Here is a 16,805-nt window from a genome sequence, read left to right as displayed (position 1 = left end):
AACCGCGAAGCCTCCTGAGCGCTTCAATTCAATCCAATGGCGAGGCGAACGGATTTCAGCCGCGGGCAACCCGCGCCGTAATCTGTTCAAGGCGTTTCGCCAGATGCCGTTCGAGTTCGAGGCCGTCCCGCATCGGCAACTCCAGCCCACCCCACACCGCAAGCTTCAACATTGCGGAGGTTTCGCGGGGCAGGCGACCCACCGCGTGCGCCATTTCGAGGGCGCGGCGCTCGAGGTCCGGGAGCGGCACCACGTCGGCGACCAAACCTACAAGTAACGCGTCTTGCGCGTCAATCCAACGGCCGGTGATGCAGAGATCGAGAGCGCGGCTGAGCCCGAGCCGGCGCGAGGCGGTCTGCGTTCCCGCGACGCCGGGGATCATTCCCGAGCCGGTTTCGGGCAGACAAATCCGCGTATCGTCGGCAGCTATGGCAAAGTCGCAAATGAGCGCCATCTCGAGCCCGCCGCCTACCGTAAAGCCGTGAATCGCGGCGATCGTCGGGATCGGCAACGAGCGCATCGTGCCCCACACGTCGCGGCGAAAGCGGACCCATCGCGCGACGGTCGGCGACGGCGCGGATCCGAACTCGGCGAGGTCGCCGCCGGTCGAGAACGCCGAGCCCGCGCCGCAGAGCACCATCGCGCGGACTTCATGGTCGTCGTGAACGGCGTTGAGCGCGCCGAACAGCGCGTCGCGCATCGCTACGTTGTAAGCGTTGTACTGCTTGGGGCGGTTGAGCGTGACCCATGCGATGGGGCCGCGCTTCTCATAGAGAACCGCGTCGGCGGATGATTCCGGCATCAGGCTGAATGGAGATCGGCGCTGTCGCTATTGGCGACCGCAGGACGGCCGCGCTCATAGACAACGCGTCCACCGACGATCGTCAGATCGACCTGCATGTTCATCAGGTCGGCGGGCTTGAGCGTCGTCGGGTCGCGCGGCAGGACGATCAAGTCCGCAAGATTGTCCGGCTCGATCACACCTGCGCGAAGCCGCGCCAAGCGAGCGCCCGCGCGGGTGAACATCGCGAAAGCCTCGTCGGGCGCAATCTTTTCGTTAGGCCCGAACTCCTTGCCCTGCACCGTCGTGCGCGAGATCGCGGCGGCGATCGCGGCCAGCGGGCGCGCCGGAGTGACAGGCGCATCTGTCGCGCCCGCGAGATGAATCGCAGCCTTGCGCAGGCTCTCGGCGCGATAGAGATGAGGCACCATGCCGGGATCGGCGAGATACTTGGCGCCGCGAAAATAAACGAAGCCGGGATTTGTCACCACCCACGCGCCGCTGGCGGTGATTCGATCGATATAGTTCGGCGGAATCGTGCCGCCGTGCTCGATTCTAAAAACCGGCATCTGCGCTTCGGTGAGCGTCGGCCGGGTCGCTTCAATCGCCAGGAGCGCCTGCTCGAGTTCTTCGACTTCGGTGACGTGATACGCGCAGTCGAGGCCCATCGTCGCTGCCTGCGCTGTCAAAGAGACAGTGGCCTCACCATCGTAGCCCGCGCCCGGCATGAACTTGGCGCCCGCCAGCCGCATGCCGGCGGCGTTTGCGAGTGCGGACGCTTGCTCAGCCGAATCGAGATGCGGCGCGCCGATCATCACGCCAACGCGCTGGCAGATCGAGCCCGATTGCACGTACTTCGCAAACGCTTCCACCTCGACGGCACTGTTGCGCGAGGTCGCATCGGTGAACGCGGTCACGCCGGCGGCGGATAGCTCGCGGCTCATCGTGCGCGCGCGTGCCTCAGCCTCGGCTTTGGTCACCAGCGGCAGATGCCGCGTGATCCATTCTTCCATCCCGAGCACGAGGCCGCTCGGCTTCCCCGCAGCATCGGTGTAGATCGTCGCACCCTCGGGCGGCGCGAAGCCCGGAGCTTCGAGGCCGAGCAGATTGATCGCGCGGGAATTGAGCCACGAGGCGTGGAGCGTCTGATGGCGCAGGCGAATGGGATTTTTCGGAATCGCGAGGTCGAGCTCGGCGCGCGTCGGTCCGCGTTTCTCGGCGAGCAGCGCCTCATCGCATCCGAAGGCGCGCAGCCAATTGCCGGGCGGAGTGCGGCCCGCAGCCACGCGCAGGTCCGCGAGGAGGTCCTTGATCGTCTGGCAGCGCTGAATCGAGACTCCGGTCGTGACCGCTGCGGCCTCGAAGAAATGCAGATGCGAATCGACGAGACCTGGCGCCACGACGCGGCCAGCGAGCTTGATGAGGTGGGTGCGAGGACCCACCACCGACTTTAGATCCGAGTACGAGCCGTGAGCCGTGATAAATCCGCCGCCGAGTGCTACCGAGTCGCTGCCTGGATGTCCCAGGACCACGCCCTCATGCAGCACCAGGTCGGCCTTCCCAGGCGTCGATGTCACTTGCGGCAATCACCACGCCGTCCGCATTACGCGGGCGGTTCCACTACGTCAGTCGGAAGATGGAAGCGGCTTGGCCTCCTTGATCTTCATCTGCACTTCACAACACTCGAACTCGCCGGTGCCGGCCTTGTTGCAGAGTACCTCGGTACCGCACTTCTCGCACATGTATCGCTTTCCAAGAGTGTTAGCCATCTTTTCAACTCCCTGTTTTCACGCTGGCGGCGTGAAAGCATGATTCAATCTAACATTCGTCCGCTCGATTGCGAGGGGATGTCACCAACGATCGCGGCGTCGCCGTCGCCGTCGAGGCTGAGTTTCGTACCCGCGGCCCATGCGCTGTGATGGAGTATCGCGAGGCCAATTGTGCCTGCGCGCGGCGAAATCGCCGTACTCGTCACACGCCCAACTTCCTTGCCGTCGAGCATCAGCGCCGCGCCCGCGGGCGGAATCTTTCCGGCGGGAAACTTAAGCACAAAGAGCTGCTTTTTCAATGCTCCACGCGCGGTCGCACGTTCGATCGTTTCCTGGCCCAGGTAGCATCCCTTGTTGAATGAGATCGCGCGATTGAGGCGAGCCTCGAGCGCGAGCGTCTTCTCGCCAGTATCGACGCCGGCACGCGCGAGACCGTTTTCGATGCGTAGCGTTTCGACGACGGCATCATCGATCGCGGCCGCGCCCGGAATCGCCGCAATGATTTTCGCGGCGATCGAATCCGCACGCTCCACAGGCGCGAGAATCGTGAACGCAGGAGATCCAACCCGCGGCAGGTTGCCGATCAGCAATTCGTTAACTGGCAGATAGCGCCATGATTGCGGCGACGATGCATCGCGAGCGCCGAGGAGCGCGGCAGTATCGGATGATCGCGGACCCTCGACGTCGATGACGGCAAGGTCTGTATCCTCGAACTCAACATCGTCTGCGACGAGCAGTCGTTCGAGATGCTCTCGCGTACGTTGCCATGCACCAGAGTCGATTTCGAGCAGGAGCGAATCATCCGTCACCCAGATAAAGAGATCAGCGATCACATGAGCATGCTCGGTGAGAAAGAGCGCGGGCAGTATCGATCCCGCCGATGCGCCTTTCACATCGGCGCTGCACATCCCGTGAAAGAACGAGACGCGATCGTCGCCGACCACGCGCACGACCATCCGCTCGCGCATCACGCGCACGCCTGCGGCCTTCGTCGCGGCATCATAGCCGGTGGCGAAGGCGGCAGAAGGCGCGGTCACGTCGCCCGCGCTGGCGCCCATTTCATGATGATCCACGATTTTCGCCCAGACCCGTTCGATACAACGCTAAGGATTCATCTAACAGACCCGCGCATCGCGGAACAACCGGCCCACTTTCGCCAGGTCCGAAAATCCCGCTCCCTGACCAGGGAGAGGGGTTGAAGGATCGGGGACAGGAATCAGCCGCTGGCGTGTAGACGCAGTTCCTTCGCTTGCCGGCTGAGAGGCTCCGGGAGCGGGACTGCGTTTGCGTCGAGCCAGTTGGTCTCCAGTCTGTAGAATTCTCTTGCCGGTTCGTAGAAGACGTGGACCACGACGTCGTCGTAGTCGAGCAGGATCCAGTGCGCATGCTGAAAGCCTTCGATCGCAAGCGGGCGAGCGCCTGCGGTGGCGAGGCGTTCCTCGATTCCGCGCGCAATCGCCTGGCATTGAACGTCCGAGCGTCCCGTCACGACCATGAAATAGTCGGCGACCGATTTCAGATGCTCGGCTTCGAACACGCCCAGGTCATAGCCTTTCTTGTCCAGTGCCGCCTCGACGGCAGCATAGGCTTTTTCGATTGCTGTCACTGCTTCCTCTCGCTGCGGCTGCGTGCCGCGGCGGTATGTAGGGCTGATACGGATTGGCGGGGAATACCCAGTTCCTAAACCTCAGTAGAGCGCGTGGCGCTTGATATAATCGACGACATCGCCGGGCACGAGATAGTTGATCGACTCGCCTTGCTGGAGCTTGTGGCGGATCGCGGTGGCAGAAATAGGAAGGAAAGTGGTTTGAACGAAAGAAAGCGTGTTTCCGCTCGGATGCACGTAGTGATCGTCACTGCGACTGTAGCCAAAGCGATCGAGCGTGGCAACCGAAATTCGCGACGGCCCGTCCTGCTCCTCGTTTAATCTTGTGTGAACGGCGAGATTGCACAGCCGCACGAGCTCGTCGGCCTCGCGCCAGGTGTCGAATTCGTTGAACTGATCCATCCCCATCATAAGGTAGAGCGGCGCGGGCTGACGGAGCGTCGAGTTGAAGTAGCGGACGGTCTCGATCGTGAACGAGCGCCCCATGCGCCGCACCTCGATATCCGAGACCATGAAATGGCGATTGCCCTTGGTCGCGAGGCGCACCATCGCCAGGCGATGCTCGGCGGGGGCGAGATCGCCCTCCGCCTTATGCGGCGGCGAGGCGGCCGGGATGAAATAAATCAGGTCGAGCTTCAGCGCCTCGCGCACTTCCTCAGCCGAGCGCAAGTGTCCGAGATGAATGGGATTGAAACTTCCGCCGAACAGTCCTACCCGCACCTGCAAACCCCAAAGACTGCGGCCTAAACGATCCTTACCTGCCCGGTGCCCTCAATCACGTACTTGTAAGTGGTCAGCTCGTTGAGTCCCATCGGACCGCGCGCGTGCAGGCGGTTCGTTGAAATGCCGGTTTCGGCGCCAAACCCGAACTCGAAGCCGTCAGTGAAGCGGGTTGACGCGTTGACGTAAACGGTAGCCGAATCGACCTCGCGTTCAAAGCGCGCGGCCGCGGCCGGATCCCCGGTCACGATCGCATCGGCCAGATGCGAGCTGTGACGCTCGACGAAGGCGATCGCCTGGTCGAGCGAGTCGACGATCGCAATCGAAAGAATCATGTCGAGATATTCGGTATCGAACTCGCTCAGTGCAGCGGGCTTCGCTTGCGGAACGATTCTGCAAACGCGCTCGTCGCCGCGCAACTCGACGCCGGCCGCGATCAATCGCGACGCGATCGCGGGCAAGAATTGCTCCGCAACGGCCGAGTGAACGACCATGTTCTCCATCGCGTTGCAGACCGAGGGCCGCGAGCACTTCGCGTTGAAGCAGATCTCCTCGGCCATCTTCAGATCGGCGGCGCGATCGACGTAGGTGTTGCAGAGGCCGTCGAAATGCGGCAGCAGCGGCACCGCGGATCCCGCGAGCGCGTCTTTCAGCGCGTTGCCGCCGCGCGGGATTATCAAATCGATCAGCGTGGTCTGCCGCTTCATGATCTGAATCGCTTCGCGGTCGGGATTTCGAATCAGCGTGACCGCGTCGGCATTGAGACCCACGCCTTGGATCGCCGCGATGATGAGATCGGCGAGACAGCAGTTGGCCTCGAGCGCTTCCTTGCCGCCGCGCAGTACGATCGCATTGCCGGACTTGAATCCGAGGGCGCCCGCATCGATCGTCACGTTGGGCCGCGACTCGTAAATGATCGCGATCACGCCGAGCGGCACGCGCACCTTTCTGATCGTGAGACCGTTGGGACGCGTGAATTCCTCGAGTACGCCGCCGACCGGATCGGGCAAGGCGGCGACCTCCTCGACCGACTTCGCCATCGTCTCGATTCGTGACGCATTCAGCGTGAGTCGCTCGATAAACGCTCCCGTGCGGCCATCGTCGCGCGCGCGCTTCAAGTCTTTTGAGTTGGCGGCGACGATCGCCTCGCAGTTTGCGCGAATCGAGGTGGCGAGCGCGCGCAGCGCCGCGTTCTTCTGCTCCGTGGTCGCGAGCGACATCGGATGCGCGGCGGCGCGGGCACGCTCGAGCGCGCCAATTACTTCAGCTTCGAGACTCATTCAAGTTCCTTGAGCAAGACAAAATTATCCCGATGTATGATCTCGTCGGCAACCTTGTAGCCAAGCAAAGATGCGATCTCGGCGGAGCGGCGCCCCGCCACTTTCATTACGTCGGCGGCCGGATAGTTGACGAGGCCGCGCCCGAACTCGACGCCGTCGGGATCGCGCAGGCTCACGCAGTCGCCGCCGCCGAACTCTCCTCGCACTTCGCGGATTCCGGAGGCGAGCAGGCTGCGGCCCTTGGTCTTGAGCGCCTCGGCCGCGCCGCGATCGACTGCTAGCTCGCCCGTGGGCCTGAGCGCGAAGGCGATCCAATGCTTGCGGCTTTTCATCCGGATACTGGCGGGAACGATGAGCGTGCCGACTTCGCGCGCCGGATCGAGCGCGGCCGTGATCGTGCCGGGCTCACGGCCCGGGGCGATAATCGTCGCGATACCCGCGCGCGCGGCCTGCCGCGCCGACTTGAGCTTGGTCGCCATCCCGCCGCTGCCAAGCGGACCCGCGCTTTCGGCGACCAGCCCGCGCATCCCGGCTTCAGGATCGGTGATGACGGGGACGAGACTCGCGTCGGGACGCTTGCGCGGATCGCCGGTGAGCACGCCCGGCACGTCGCTCAGGATTATCAGCAACTCGGCCTGCACGAGGCTTGCGACCAGCGACGACAGCTCGTCGTTGTCGCCGAGGCGGATTTCCTCGACCGCGACCGTGTCGTTTTCGTTGACGATCGGAATCACGCCCGCTCCGAGCAATTCCGAGATCGTCTGATTCGCGTTGGCCCTGCGCTTACGCTCGGCAACATCCTGATGCGTCAGCAGAATCTGCCCGACGGTTCTGCCATGAGCCGCAAAGGAGCGCGCCCATGCGGACATCAGCTCGATCTGCCCCGCGGCTGCGGCGGCCTGGCGCGCCGCGATCGTCGCGCCGCCGAGTTTGCCGAGTTTCGCGCGGCCGGCGGCGACGGCGCCCGAGCTTACGATCACGATTTCGAGTTCCGCGCGAACGGCATCCTCGACTTGCGATGCTAACTGATCGATTACGTCGGCACGCAGTCCGTCAGCATCGGAAAGCACGGCGCTGCCGACTTTGATCACGACGCGGCGCGCGCGGGCGACGATTTCCGCCTTGTAGCTCAGGTGGGACATGTGGCGGGCTGATCGAACTCATGCAGCATCGTGGCGAGCCGCGCAACGAGCGGTTCGAGTCCCAGTTTTTTGTCGGCGGAGATCGTCACCACTTCGAGTTTCGTTGCGGATACAACCTCGCGCGTCGCACGCGCAATGTCTTCTTCGCCCAGGAGATCGATCTTGTTGAGTGCGACGAGCGCGGGACGCCCGAGCAGGGACGCGTCGAAGGCTTCGAGCTCGCCGCGCACGGTCTTGAACGCCTCGTCAGGCTTGTCTGCAATATCGAGAACGTAAAGCAGGACGCGGGTACGCGACAGATGCTTCAGGAATCGGATTCCGAGGCCGTGCCCGAGATGCGCACCTTCGATAAGTCCCGGGATATCGGCGATCGAGAAGCTCTCCTCATCAGTGATATGCACGCGGCCGAGATTCGGCGTCAGCGTCGTGAACGGATACGACGCGACCTTGGGCCGCGCGGCGGTGAGCGCGCGCAGCAGAGTCGATTTGCCAGCGTTGGGCAGGCCGACGAGGCCGACTTCCGCGACCAGGCGCAGCTCGAGCCGCACCCATCGCTGGACACCCGCCGTGCCGGGAGTCGCGATACGCGGCGCGCGGCGAGTGGAGGTCGCGAAATGCATATTGCCAGCGCCGCCTTTGCCGCCCTCGGCGATCACGGCGCGCGAGCCGGGCATCACAACATCGGCGAGCACTTCGCCGGTTTCATCGTCGAAGGCGATCGTGCCAGGCGGCACGCGCACGACGAGATCGTCGGCGGAGTGGCCGTATTGCTGCTTGCCGCGGCCGGACTCGCCGTCGCGCGCGATAAGGCGCGGCTGGTACTTGAAATCGAGCAGCGTCGAGAGGCCCTCATCGACTTCGATAATGACGCTGCCGCCATTGCCGCCATCGCCGCCCGAGGGCCCGCCGAAGGGGCGATATTTCTCGCGCAGGAACGCAATCGCCCCATTGCCACCGTTGCCGGCCTTAACAAAAACCCGAGTTTCATCAATAAATCGCATGGCGGTTCGAACAATATAGTTGCTGCGAGTGTATGGGGCCTCTCCGATTTCCCAAATAACCTCGCCCGCATCGCGGGAGAGGTCGCGCGGCGCAGCGGTTGCGTTTTTTTCGCATGCGCCGTGACGTGCGGGTGAGGGTGCGGCGTTCGAAGCTGGCAGAATGTTAGCAGCGAGAAGTTCCTGCACGCTCCCGCCGCTGCACCCTCGCCCGGATGGCAAGCAGCTTGAACTCAGACATCTCAAGCTCCTCGCCATCCGACCTCTCCCGCTTTGCGGGCGAGGTTATTCAGATCGAGCGCTCGCGACTTGGGTCGCTATACCATCTCCGCGAGCGCTCGCACCGTGTCGATCGAGCCGCTCCCGATCAGGATGCTTTTTACTGGGGAGGCTTTCCACGCGGCGAGGCGCTCTTTGATTCTTTCTTTGGGACCGACCAAGGCGACTTCGTCGACAAGCTTGTCCGGCACTAGCGCGATTGCTTCGTTTCTTTTGCCGGTCAGGTACAGGTCCTGGATCTCCACTGCCTCGCCTTCGTAGTTGAGGCGCTTGGCGTAGTCGTTGTAGAAATTCTTTTTGCGCGCGCCCATCCCGCCGATGTACAGCGCGAGCATCGACTTCACCGGCATCCGGCATTTCTCGACGTCGTTGCCCATCACGCAGGTCACGAACGGCGCGACCTCGAAGTTGGCCATCGACTTCTTACCGCCCGACTTCGCGAAGCCTTCCTTGAGCGGCCCGTCGTAAAGATCGAAGCGCTCGGGATTCATCCAGACCGGGATCACACCGTCGGCGATCTCAGCCGCCAGCGCGATTCCCTTGGGGCTGATCGATGCGGTGTAGATCGGCATGTCCTTGCGGCCGTGCAGGATGCTTTTGAGCGGCTTGCCGAGGCCGCTCGCGCCGGGGCCGTCATAGGGGATGCGGAACTCGCTGCCGTGATGCTCGACGGGCACTTGACGCGCCAGCACCATACGCACGATATCGATGTATTCGCGGGTGCGCTGGAGCGGCTTGCCGTAGGGCACGCCGTGCCATCCTTCGACCACCTGCGGTCCCGATGGGCCGATACCGAGGATAAAGCGGCCGCCCGAGAGCGCGTCGAGGGTCATCGCGGTCATGGCTGTCATTGCGGGCGTGCGCGCCGGCATCTGCATGATCGCGGTGCCGAGCTTGATCTTCTTGGTGAGCGCGGCGATCCACGAGAGCGGCACGATCGCGTCGGAGCCGTAGGCCTCCGCGGTCCACACCGAATCGAAGCCGCATTTTTCCGCCTCGAGAATGACGTCCATCGGCATGCCCATCTGGGCACCTGAATATCCGGTAACGAGACCGAGTCGCATGATGAAATCCTCCGGCGTCTGAAAATGAAAAGCCCCGCGGAGTGCGCGGGGCTTATGACGATCGAAATTACGATGCGGCTTAAGCGCTACGCATCGGCCCCGGCTGCTCCGGCGCTGGTCGGGAGCGGTTCGACGCTCACCTGCCGCTTCTCGCCGCGCGGTTCGTACTTAACCACACCATCGACGCGCGCGTAAATCGTGTAGTCGCGCCCTAGACCGACGTTGCGTCCGGGATGGATCCGGGTGCCGCACTGGCGCACGAGGATATTGCCGGCCTTGACGGTCTGGCCGTCGTAAATCTTGATACCGCGGCGTTGTCCGGGACTGTCGCGGCCGTTGCGCGTAGAGCCTTGGCCTTTCTTGTGAGCCACGGCGTTACTCCTGATTCGGCGGCGTTTCAGCCGCGGGTTCGTTCGAGCTCGATGCGACCGGTTCGGAACCGTCGGCCGAGATCGACTGGATCTTGAGCACGGTAAGTTCCTGGCGATGACCGCGCTTGCGGCGATAATTTTTGCGCCGCTTCTTCTTGAAGACGATAACCTTGGTGCCGCGCGGCTGCTGGACAATCTTCGCCGTCACCGATGCACCATCAACGATCGGCGTACCGATCTTAGGTGCGTCGCCGCCGACTGCCAGAACTTCATTCAAGGAAACTTGAGCGCCGACGTCACCCTCGAGCCGCTCGACCGTTATCTGGTCGCCGACGCCGACGCGATACTGCTTTCCGCCTGTCTTTACGATTGCAAACATTTCTCTACCGGAACAAATTTAAGTATCCGAGCGCGCCGAGCCTGTCAATGCGGCGTGGCTTCGCGATTATTGGCTACCAGTTTCAGTCGCTTATGCCGACCGTGGGCGGTCAATTCCGCCGCGAGCGGCCCAGATTACGACCGCGCCCGCCATCACCGTGCCGATCGAGGCCAACGATACGGCGACTGATGCAACCTGATTCTCGCCGGTGGCGCGAGCGGCGAGCAGCACGGTAACGCCGCAGAGCATCACACCGGCCAACACAATGATGATTCCGAGGGTCTTCATTTGACGGCCTCCCTTTGTCAGCGGACTAATCCGAGAGTCTTCCTTCCGTCAGAATCAAGACAGACGACCTAACCCCTGTCCCCTTCCCGCACCGGGAAGGGAAACCTTGGCCAGGCGGCGGCGTTGATTCCGAGCATGTCGAATACGAGGCAGAGCCAAAAACAGCGCGCCGCGAGCATATCGCTCGCGGCGCGCCAGCGTCGAAACTAATTCAGCTTACCACTCTTCTTCGTGGAGCTTCTTCACCGTGTTGTCGCGCTGCTGCATGTACGCATCCTGCACCGCGCCGTAGAGATCGATCGCATAGCGGTCGGCCTCTTCGAACTGGTTCAGATGCATCGAGCGATAGTTCACCGCCTCGCCAATGCGCCATCCAGCGTTCGCCGGTATGTATACGTACCACGGCAGCAAGTAGTCCATGGGATTCATTGCACCGTCGGCGACTTTGCCGATGGTGTCGCCGATCGTCGATGGACCAAAAAACGGCAGCATCAGGTACGGACCAGTCGGCGCGCCCCAGTAGCGCAGCGTCAGTCCGAAGTCGTTGTCATGCTGGTCAAGTCCGAACCAGTCCTTGGCTGGATCGAAAAATCCCGCCACGCCAAGTGTGCTGTTGATTCCGAAGCGCGCCACCTCGACACCCGCCTCAGCCATCTTCAACTGGAAGAGATTGTTGGCCAGGCGTGGGATCACGTCGACGTTGTTGAAGAAGTGACCGACGCTTTTGCGCACCGGCTCGGGCGCGATGAAGGCGTAGCCCGATGCAACCGGATGGAGCACCCAGTCGTCGAGCTTGAGGTTGAATTTAAACATCGCGCTGTTGAACGGTTCGAGCGGATCGGCGCGCACGCTCATGTTCTCGCCCGGAGGTCCTCCGTTCTCGCCCGGGGGCAGCGGCTTGGCCTGAGCCGCCGACTGCGCGGTGGGGTTTTGCGCGATCGGAGCGGCATCCTGGCAGAATGCAGACGACGCGCAGAACAGTCCTGCAACGAATGCCGAGGTGACCAGCGCGCGAAGCGCGGCGGATCCCTTGGCGAGTTTGGCAGCTCGTTCCATCTTGGCTCTATTCTCCTTGAATGGAGGACCGTCGGCGTCAACCACCACCGATTTCAGACCCCGCAGCATAGCGCGGCGCGCACCTTGAATCCATCAATGGTTGGCAAGGGACGCAGCCAGCGCTGCTTGTTTGCTCTTCAGATCCTTGATGAGCGTATCGTATCCTTGGTTGTTCATGACGCGATTAAATTGGTTGCGATAATTCGCGATAATGCTGATCGCGTCAACCGTCACGTCGTAGATTTTCCAACTCGAGCCTTCCTGCTCGAGCAGATAATTGACCTTAATCGCGTCTCCATTGCCGCTCGGCTTGACTATATCGGTGTTTACCTGCGCATAACCTTGCCCAAGGCTCTTGGTCGTCACGAACTGCACCTGCTGGTTGGTGTATTCGTTGATCTTGCCGAGGTAGGAATCCTGGATGAACGCGACGAAGGCGTCGGTGAACTCCTGCTGTTGGTCGGGCGTGATCTGCCGCCAATGGTATCCCAGCGCCGAGCGTGCCATTTCCTTGAAGTCAAAGGTCGCGTCGACGATCTTGCGCAGCTGATCCTGGCGCTGCGGGAGCGGAATCGATTTGTTGCGCAGCACCTCGAGCGCCTGGTTGACGGTGGTTTGCACCACGCTCATCGGCTCGTCGGCCCGGGCTGGTGTGTTCGCGCCGGCTCCAAGGATCGTTGCACAAAGCGCGAGGGCGGCAACGCGCACCATCGCTCGGAGCCGTGAAACCGAAGATTTATCGCTCATCATTAAGTTGGTCATTTGTAATCTCGCTGTTATCTCACTTCTGGCCGGGCTTCGACGCCGCAGACGGCTTGGCCGCGGGCGAAGGTTTGGAATCGGCGACGCCGGGTGGCAGGCTGATATCGTCGCCCGACGCCGGGCCGCCGCTGCTCGCCTGCTTGTCGGAATCCTTGTCCTTGCAGTCCTTGCTCCCGCCCGAACCGAGGTTGTTGATCAATGTTCCAATCGCATCCTCGAGCACGAAGGCTGATTCGGTCTGCCGGATCGTATCGTGATCGGTCAGCATCTTGTCGCTCGGCCCGAGCGCGATCGATACGTATTTGTTGCCGAGCAGACCTTCGGTCTTGATGCCGGCGATCGCGTCCTTATCGATGTCGACGCCGCGGTCGATAAACAGCGTCACGTGTGCGCGCAAATCCTTCAGCCTGACACTTGCGACCTTGCCGATATGCACGCCGGCAAGGTCCACCGAATCGCCGACCTTGAGCCCCGAGATATTGTCGAAGTTGGCATAGAGAACGTAGCCCGGCGGCGCGAAGATCTGCACCTTGCCGAGCGTGATCGACAGCACAATAAGCGCCGCGACTCCGATCAGCGCGAAGATCCCAACCAGGAACTGTGTAGTGCGGCTCGCGTACATTAGGGTAGGTTCCGTCCTCTAGCTATCGCGTCGCAGGCTCGAATGTTGCTCAACGTGGGGCCCATAGGCGCCGATCGCCTGCTCCAGTACAACGGGCCCGTGACACCCGCCGATCGTATCGTGCGCCATAAGTGGCGGCCCGTTCGATTGGCTTTCGATCGAAACGAACTTCGTCACTAACACGCTGTCTTCCGTCTTGAGACTCACCGTTGCGCACCGATTGATCCGAACACCATCGTCGATAAGGAGCGCCAGATGCGTACGCAGGTCTTTGAGGCGAACCGAGAGAACCTTGCCGACGAGCACGCCATTCAACTCGACAGGATTGTTCGCCTTTAGGCCTGACGCGTCTTGATCAAGGGTCGTATAGAGCACGTAGCCCGACGGCTCGAAGATCGCGACGCCGCGGAGCGATGTCGTCAGCACGACGAGCGCAGCTAATCCCGCAAGTGCGAAAATCGTGACCAGGATTTTAGTAGTGCGGCTCGCGTACATGATTATGGTTTTTCAGCCCCCGAGCGAGGCGCCGTCGTCGTCGCCGGCGGCACGTCCGGCGAGGAACCGCTTGAAGACCGCGTCGTCGGCGGCCATCACCTCCGCGACGGTTCCATTCAGATGAGTCTTGCCGTGATTGAGAAACGCGACGCGATCGGAGACCTGGAACACCGCCGGCACGTCGTGACTGACCATCACGGCCGTAAGGTTGAACTTCTTTTGCGTTTCGCGGATCAGTTCGTGGATCGCGCCGGTGCGTGTGGGATCGAGCCCCGTAGTGGGCTCGTCGAGCATCAGGATTTTGGGCCGCCGCACGAGTGCACGCGCGAGCGCCGCACGCTTCTGCATCCCGCCGCTCATTTCCGAGGGGAACTTGTTCTCCATCCCTTCGAGGCCGACAGCGGCGAGGGTCTCGCCGACACGGCTGCGGATCTCGTTTTCAGGCAGCCGCGTTTTCTCGACCAGCGGGAACGAAACGTTGTCGTAAACTGTCATCGAATCGAACAGCGCTCCCGCCTGGAACAGCATGCCGAGGTTTTCGCGGACCGCGTCGCGCCCGCGATTCCCGAGCCGCGTCACGTCGGTTCCGTAAATCGTAATTGTACCGGAATCGGGGACCAGCAACATGTTCAGATGCTTGAGCAGCACGGTTTTGCCGCATCCTGAGGGTCCCACGATCGTCGTGATCTGGCCTTCGGGAATGTCCAGCGACAGGTGATCGAGCACCTGCTGACGGCCGAAGTGCCGGCAGAGCTCGCGAACCTCGATCGCGTTGCTGACTGCGCCATTCTGAAAGGTCCCGTTTGTGGTTCCGCCGCTCATATCAGATGAGGATAGCGCCTATAACATAATCAAACGCGAGGATCAGCACACTTGATAGGACTACCGCCTCGGTGGTGGCGCGGCTCACCCCGGTCGCCATCCGTTCGGCGTTGTAGCCTTTGTAGCAGCAGACCCACATCACGATTACGCCGAACACCACCGACTTCCAGAAACCGGTCGCGATATCATGCAGGTCCATGTTGGACGAGATTCCGCTGAAGTACGGTCCCCGCGGCGCGCCCATCAGCTTCACGCCGACAAGGTAGCCGCCGTAGATTCCGACCACGTCGAATATCGTCGTGAGAAGCGGAAAGCTTATGAGCCCGGCGAGCATCCGCGGTGATACCAGGTACTGGACCGGGTTGATCGCCATCACGGTAAGCGCGTCGACCTGCTCGGTCACCTGCATCGAGCCCAGCTCCGCCGCCATCGCCGAGCCCGAACGCGCCGCGATCATAAGGGCCGCGAGCACGGGACCCAGCTCGCGCACGAGCGCGAGCGCGACGAGCGTGCCGAGCGCGCCGGCAGCACCGAAACGATTGAGCGTGTTGTAGCCCTGCAGCCCGAGCACCATCCCGGTGAAGGTGCCGATAAGAACGATCAGCATCGTCGAGTCGGCGCCGATGATGCGAATCTGGCGAATCCACAGCCGCGGCTTGTAGGGCGGCAGGAAGATATTCAGCAATGAGTAAACGAGGAAAAGTACGAAATAACCGAGATCCAGAATCCCATCTATTATCAGGGCGCCGAGGCGCTCGATCAGTCCAACCATCGATATCGGTCCGGTTTGAATATCAGTGATGGGCAATTCCGAGGCGGGCAAGATGGTTGTGCGTATGCGTCGTCGTGCCGGCACGTACAAACTCCGCGAGATCGGTCGTCAGGTCAAGGTCCAGCGCCGGCCGCATCAGGCGCAAAACTTCGCAGGGAACGCCGCGATTGCGGCAGTCCTCGCGATGCTTGACGAGGCTCATCCGGCCAAAGCGGGTGCGCACCACGCCCGCGGGCGATCGCACGATCACGTTGGTCCCTGAGAAATCGCGCGACGGCACCAGCACCACGCCCGCCCCGGCGGGCGGCATCGCGTGGAAGGCGTCGTCGATATCGTCGCCAGTGATCATCGGGATATCTGACAGCACCGTACAGACCGTATCCGCGCCGAGGTTGGCGAGATGGGCCGTCCCTATCCCAACCGCAACATTAAGCCCGCGCGGATATTCCTCATCGATCGTGTACGCGCCGGCCGCGCGCGCAACTTCGAGCAGCAATCGATCCGATGTGATCACTGCAACCTGGTCGGCCACGCGCGAAGCCAGCGACGCTGCGAGCACGTCGCGGAACATCGCCTCGGCCAGGACGCGCCGCTCTCCTGGCGGCAATGCGGGCGCAAGCCGCGTCTTGGCGTGATCGAGTTCCTTGGCGGCAATCAGAATCGAACGCACGGCGATTCTTTATAACCTACCATCCAAAAGCATCCAACGCCGGCAGCATCCGCTTAAAAGTCGCCTCGCAGAATCAATCCAGCAGGAATTGTCGCAATGCGGCCACCACCGCGGCGGGCTGCTCAATTTGTGGCAGGTGACCCGCGTTTGGCAAGCCCTTGAACGTGGCCTTCGGTAGTTCTGCGGCAAGCGCTTGACCGACCGTAGGCGGCGCGAAGCGATCGCCTTCGCCCCACAGCACGAGCGTAGGCGCTTTCGGCATCGTGTGTTGCGGCAGTGGGCTCGCTCCCAACTTGCCGAGGATCGACATGATTGTCAGCATGTCCGCGCTCAACTCCGCCATGAGTTGCGGCGTGAGCAGATTCTGATCATGAAACATTAGCTTCAGCACCTCGCGCGCGACATCGTCGGGACCAGAAACTTTTCCCGACGCAACAATCTCGGCGATCGCCGGCAGCGGAGCGCCGGGGGCCGGCAGACCGGCGCCGTTAATCACCGCCAGCCGCTCGACCCGCGCGGGATACTGAGCAGCGTAGAGCCGTGCCGATGTTCCTCCGAAGGAATTTCCGACGATTGACAATTTCTCAAGGCCCAATACCTCGCGCAGGTCCTCAACCCAGCCGGCCAGACTCGACAGATTGACCTGCGAGATCGGCATCGCTTGCGATTGGCCAAAGCCGGGCCAATCGGGTGCGATAACGGTGAAATCGCGCGCCAGATCGTCCCAGATCCAATGCCATCCGGTATAGGCGTCGCCGCCGGCCGCATGAAGCAGCAGGAGCGCATCACCAGTGCCTCCGCGCCACACGCGAGTCGGCCTTTGTTGCACGGTGATTACGCCGGATTCGAGGGCTGCCATGGACTCAGCTTGACATCGTTCCGATTGCGTCTCCAACATATTCAACTGTTGTCTGCCGACAACTATTCAG

General features: G+C 62.1%; 21 protein-coding genes. All 21 read right to left on the bottom strand.

Annotation, left to right across the window (positions count from 1 at the left end):
* Window positions 1-55: 55 nt before the first annotated feature.
* On the bottom strand, window positions 56-802 hold the full coding sequence (locus VMA09_10440; GenBank protein ID HUA34013.1) for an enoyl-CoA hydratase/isomerase family protein: 747 nt from the start codon (window positions 800-802) through the stop codon (window positions 56-58).
* On the bottom strand, window positions 802-2,358 hold the full coding sequence (locus VMA09_10435; GenBank protein HUA34012.1) for an amidohydrolase family protein: 1,557 nt from the start codon (window positions 2,356-2,358) through the stop codon (window positions 802-804). Before VMA09_10435 ends, VMA09_10440 begins: the two co-directional genes overlap by 1 nt.
* Window positions 2,359-2,406: 48 nt before the next feature.
* Entirely contained in the window at window positions 2,407-2,550 is a 144-nt protein-coding gene (locus tag VMA09_10430; protein ID HUA34011.1) for a hypothetical protein, read from the bottom strand.
* A 44-nt stretch (window positions 2,551-2,594) separates the two neighbouring features.
* Window positions 2,595-3,623: a glycine cleavage T C-terminal barrel domain-containing protein gene (locus tag VMA09_10425; GenBank protein HUA34010.1), complete on the bottom strand. Its 1,029-nt coding sequence runs from the start codon at window positions 3,621-3,623 to the stop codon at window positions 2,595-2,597.
* Between the two features lie 143 nt (window positions 3,624-3,766).
* A complete protein-coding gene (rsfS, locus tag VMA09_10420; protein ID HUA34009.1) occupies window positions 3,767-4,156 on the bottom strand; it encodes a ribosome silencing factor in 390 nt (129 codons plus the stop codon).
* An 81-nt stretch (window positions 4,157-4,237) separates the two neighbouring features.
* Window positions 4,238-4,876, bottom strand: coding sequence for a nicotinate-nucleotide adenylyltransferase (gene nadD, locus VMA09_10415; protein ID HUA34008.1), 639 nt, complete (start codon window positions 4,874-4,876; stop codon window positions 4,238-4,240).
* A 23-nt stretch (window positions 4,877-4,899) separates the two neighbouring features.
* The gene (locus VMA09_10410) at window positions 4,900-6,156 is read right to left on the bottom strand and encodes a glutamate-5-semialdehyde dehydrogenase (protein HUA34007.1); all 1,257 of its coding nucleotides are present in this window, start codon (window positions 6,154-6,156) and stop codon (window positions 4,900-4,902) included.
* Window positions 6,153-7,298 carry a glutamate 5-kinase gene (gene proB, locus VMA09_10405; protein ID HUA34006.1) on the bottom strand — a complete coding sequence of 382 codons (1,146 nt, stop codon included), beginning with the start codon at window positions 7,296-7,298 and terminating at the stop codon, window positions 6,153-6,155. Before proB ends, VMA09_10410 begins: the two co-directional genes overlap by 4 nt.
* On the bottom strand, window positions 7,286-8,299 hold the full coding sequence (obgE, locus tag VMA09_10400) for a GTPase ObgE (protein ID HUA34005.1): 1,014 nt from the start codon (window positions 8,297-8,299) through the stop codon (window positions 7,286-7,288). Before obgE ends, proB begins: the two co-directional genes overlap by 13 nt.
* A gap of 314 nt (window positions 8,300-8,613) precedes the next feature.
* Window positions 8,614-9,639, bottom strand: a complete 1,026-nt coding sequence (locus tag VMA09_10395) for an LLM class F420-dependent oxidoreductase (protein ID HUA34004.1) — start codon at window positions 9,637-9,639, stop codon at window positions 8,614-8,616.
* Window positions 9,640-9,725: 86 nt separating this feature from the next.
* Window positions 9,726-10,010, bottom strand: coding sequence for a 50S ribosomal protein L27 (gene rpmA, locus VMA09_10390; GenBank protein ID HUA34003.1), 285 nt, complete (start codon window positions 10,008-10,010; stop codon window positions 9,726-9,728).
* 4 nt (window positions 10,011-10,014) lie between these two features.
* Window positions 10,015-10,389 (bottom strand): 50S ribosomal protein L21, encoded by a 375-nt coding sequence (rplU, locus tag VMA09_10385; GenBank protein HUA34002.1) that lies wholly within the window; start codon window positions 10,387-10,389, stop codon window positions 10,015-10,017.
* Between the two features lie 90 nt (window positions 10,390-10,479).
* Complete coding sequence (locus VMA09_10380) at window positions 10,480-10,677, bottom strand: hypothetical protein (protein ID HUA34001.1); 198 nt, start codon at window positions 10,675-10,677, stop codon at window positions 10,480-10,482.
* A gap of 216 nt (window positions 10,678-10,893) precedes the next feature.
* On the bottom strand, window positions 10,894-11,733 hold the full coding sequence (locus tag VMA09_10375) for a VacJ family lipoprotein (GenBank protein HUA34000.1): 840 nt from the start codon (window positions 11,731-11,733) through the stop codon (window positions 10,894-10,896).
* Between the two features lie 93 nt (window positions 11,734-11,826).
* Window positions 11,827-12,495 (bottom strand): ABC transporter substrate-binding protein, encoded by a 669-nt coding sequence (locus VMA09_10370; protein HUA33999.1) that lies wholly within the window; start codon window positions 12,493-12,495, stop codon window positions 11,827-11,829.
* A gap of 19 nt (window positions 12,496-12,514) precedes the next feature.
* On the bottom strand, window positions 12,515-13,117 hold the full coding sequence (locus VMA09_10365) for an outer membrane lipid asymmetry maintenance protein MlaD (GenBank protein HUA33998.1): 603 nt from the start codon (window positions 13,115-13,117) through the stop codon (window positions 12,515-12,517).
* An 18-nt stretch (window positions 13,118-13,135) separates the two neighbouring features.
* On the bottom strand, window positions 13,136-13,612 hold the full coding sequence (locus VMA09_10360) for an MlaD family protein (GenBank protein ID HUA33997.1): 477 nt from the start codon (window positions 13,610-13,612) through the stop codon (window positions 13,136-13,138).
* 12 nt (window positions 13,613-13,624) lie between these two features.
* Window positions 13,625-14,434 (bottom strand): ATP-binding cassette domain-containing protein, encoded by an 810-nt coding sequence (locus VMA09_10355; protein HUA33996.1) that lies wholly within the window; start codon window positions 14,432-14,434, stop codon window positions 13,625-13,627.
* Between the two features lies 1 nt (window position 14,435).
* On the bottom strand, window positions 14,436-15,206 hold the full coding sequence (locus VMA09_10350) for an MlaE family lipid ABC transporter permease subunit (protein HUA33995.1): 771 nt from the start codon (window positions 15,204-15,206) through the stop codon (window positions 14,436-14,438).
* A gap of 22 nt (window positions 15,207-15,228) precedes the next feature.
* A complete protein-coding gene (gene cofC, locus VMA09_10345; protein HUA33994.1) occupies window positions 15,229-15,876 on the bottom strand; it encodes a 2-phospho-L-lactate guanylyltransferase in 648 nt (215 codons plus the stop codon).
* 73 nt (window positions 15,877-15,949) lie between these two features.
* A complete protein-coding gene (locus VMA09_10340; protein ID HUA33993.1) occupies window positions 15,950-16,735 on the bottom strand; it encodes an alpha/beta fold hydrolase in 786 nt (261 codons plus the stop codon).
* Between the last annotated feature and the right edge of the window lie 70 nt (window positions 16,736-16,805).

Source organism: Candidatus Binataceae bacterium, assembly GCA_035508495.1.
Lineage (GTDB): Bacteria > Desulfobacterota > Binatia > Binatales > Binataceae > JASHPB01.
This window is presented reverse-complemented; position numbering and strand designations above follow the sequence as displayed.

Coding starts and splice junctions, on each gene's coding strand:
- VMA09_10440 (HUA34013.1), bottom strand. CDS start 802: ATGCCGGAATCATCCGCCGACGCGGTTCTCTATGAGAAGCGCGGCCCC.
- VMA09_10430 (HUA34011.1), bottom strand. CDS start 2,550: ATGGCTAACACTCTTGGAAAGCGATACATGTGCGAGAAGTGCGGTACC.
- VMA09_10410 (HUA34007.1), bottom strand. CDS start 6,156: ATGAGTCTCGAAGCTGAAGTAATTGGCGCGCTCGAGCGTGCCCGCGCC.
- proB (HUA34006.1), bottom strand. CDS start 7,298: ATGTCCCACCTGAGCTACAAGGCGGAAATCGTCGCCCGCGCGCGCCGC.
- obgE (HUA34005.1), bottom strand. CDS start 8,299: ATGCGATTTATTGATGAAACTCGGGTTTTTGTTAAGGCCGGCAACGGT.
- VMA09_10395 (HUA34004.1), bottom strand. CDS start 9,639: ATGCGACTCGGTCTCGTTACCGGATATTCAGGTGCCCAGATGGGCATG.
- rplU (HUA34002.1), bottom strand. CDS start 10,389: ATGTTTGCAATCGTAAAGACAGGCGGAAAGCAGTATCGCGTCGGCGTC.
- VMA09_10380 (HUA34001.1), bottom strand. CDS start 10,677: ATGAAGACCCTCGGAATCATCATTGTGTTGGCCGGTGTGATGCTCTGC.
- VMA09_10375 (HUA34000.1), bottom strand. CDS start 11,733: ATGGAACGAGCTGCCAAACTCGCCAAGGGATCCGCCGCGCTTCGCGCG.
- VMA09_10370 (HUA33999.1), bottom strand. CDS start 12,495: ATGACCAACTTAATGATGAGCGATAAATCTTCGGTTTCACGGCTCCGA.
- VMA09_10365 (HUA33998.1), bottom strand. CDS start 13,117: ATGTACGCGAGCCGCACTACACAGTTCCTGGTTGGGATCTTCGCGCTG.
- VMA09_10360 (HUA33997.1), bottom strand. CDS start 13,612: ATGTACGCGAGCCGCACTACTAAAATCCTGGTCACGATTTTCGCACTT.
- VMA09_10355 (HUA33996.1), bottom strand. CDS start 14,434: ATGAGCGGCGGAACCACAAACGGGACCTTTCAGAATGGCGCAGTCAGC.
- VMA09_10350 (HUA33995.1), bottom strand. CDS start 15,206: ATGGTTGGACTGATCGAGCGCCTCGGCGCCCTGATAATAGATGGGATT.
- VMA09_10340 (HUA33993.1), bottom strand. CDS start 16,735: ATGGCAGCCCTCGAATCCGGCGTAATCACCGTGCAACAAAGGCCGACT.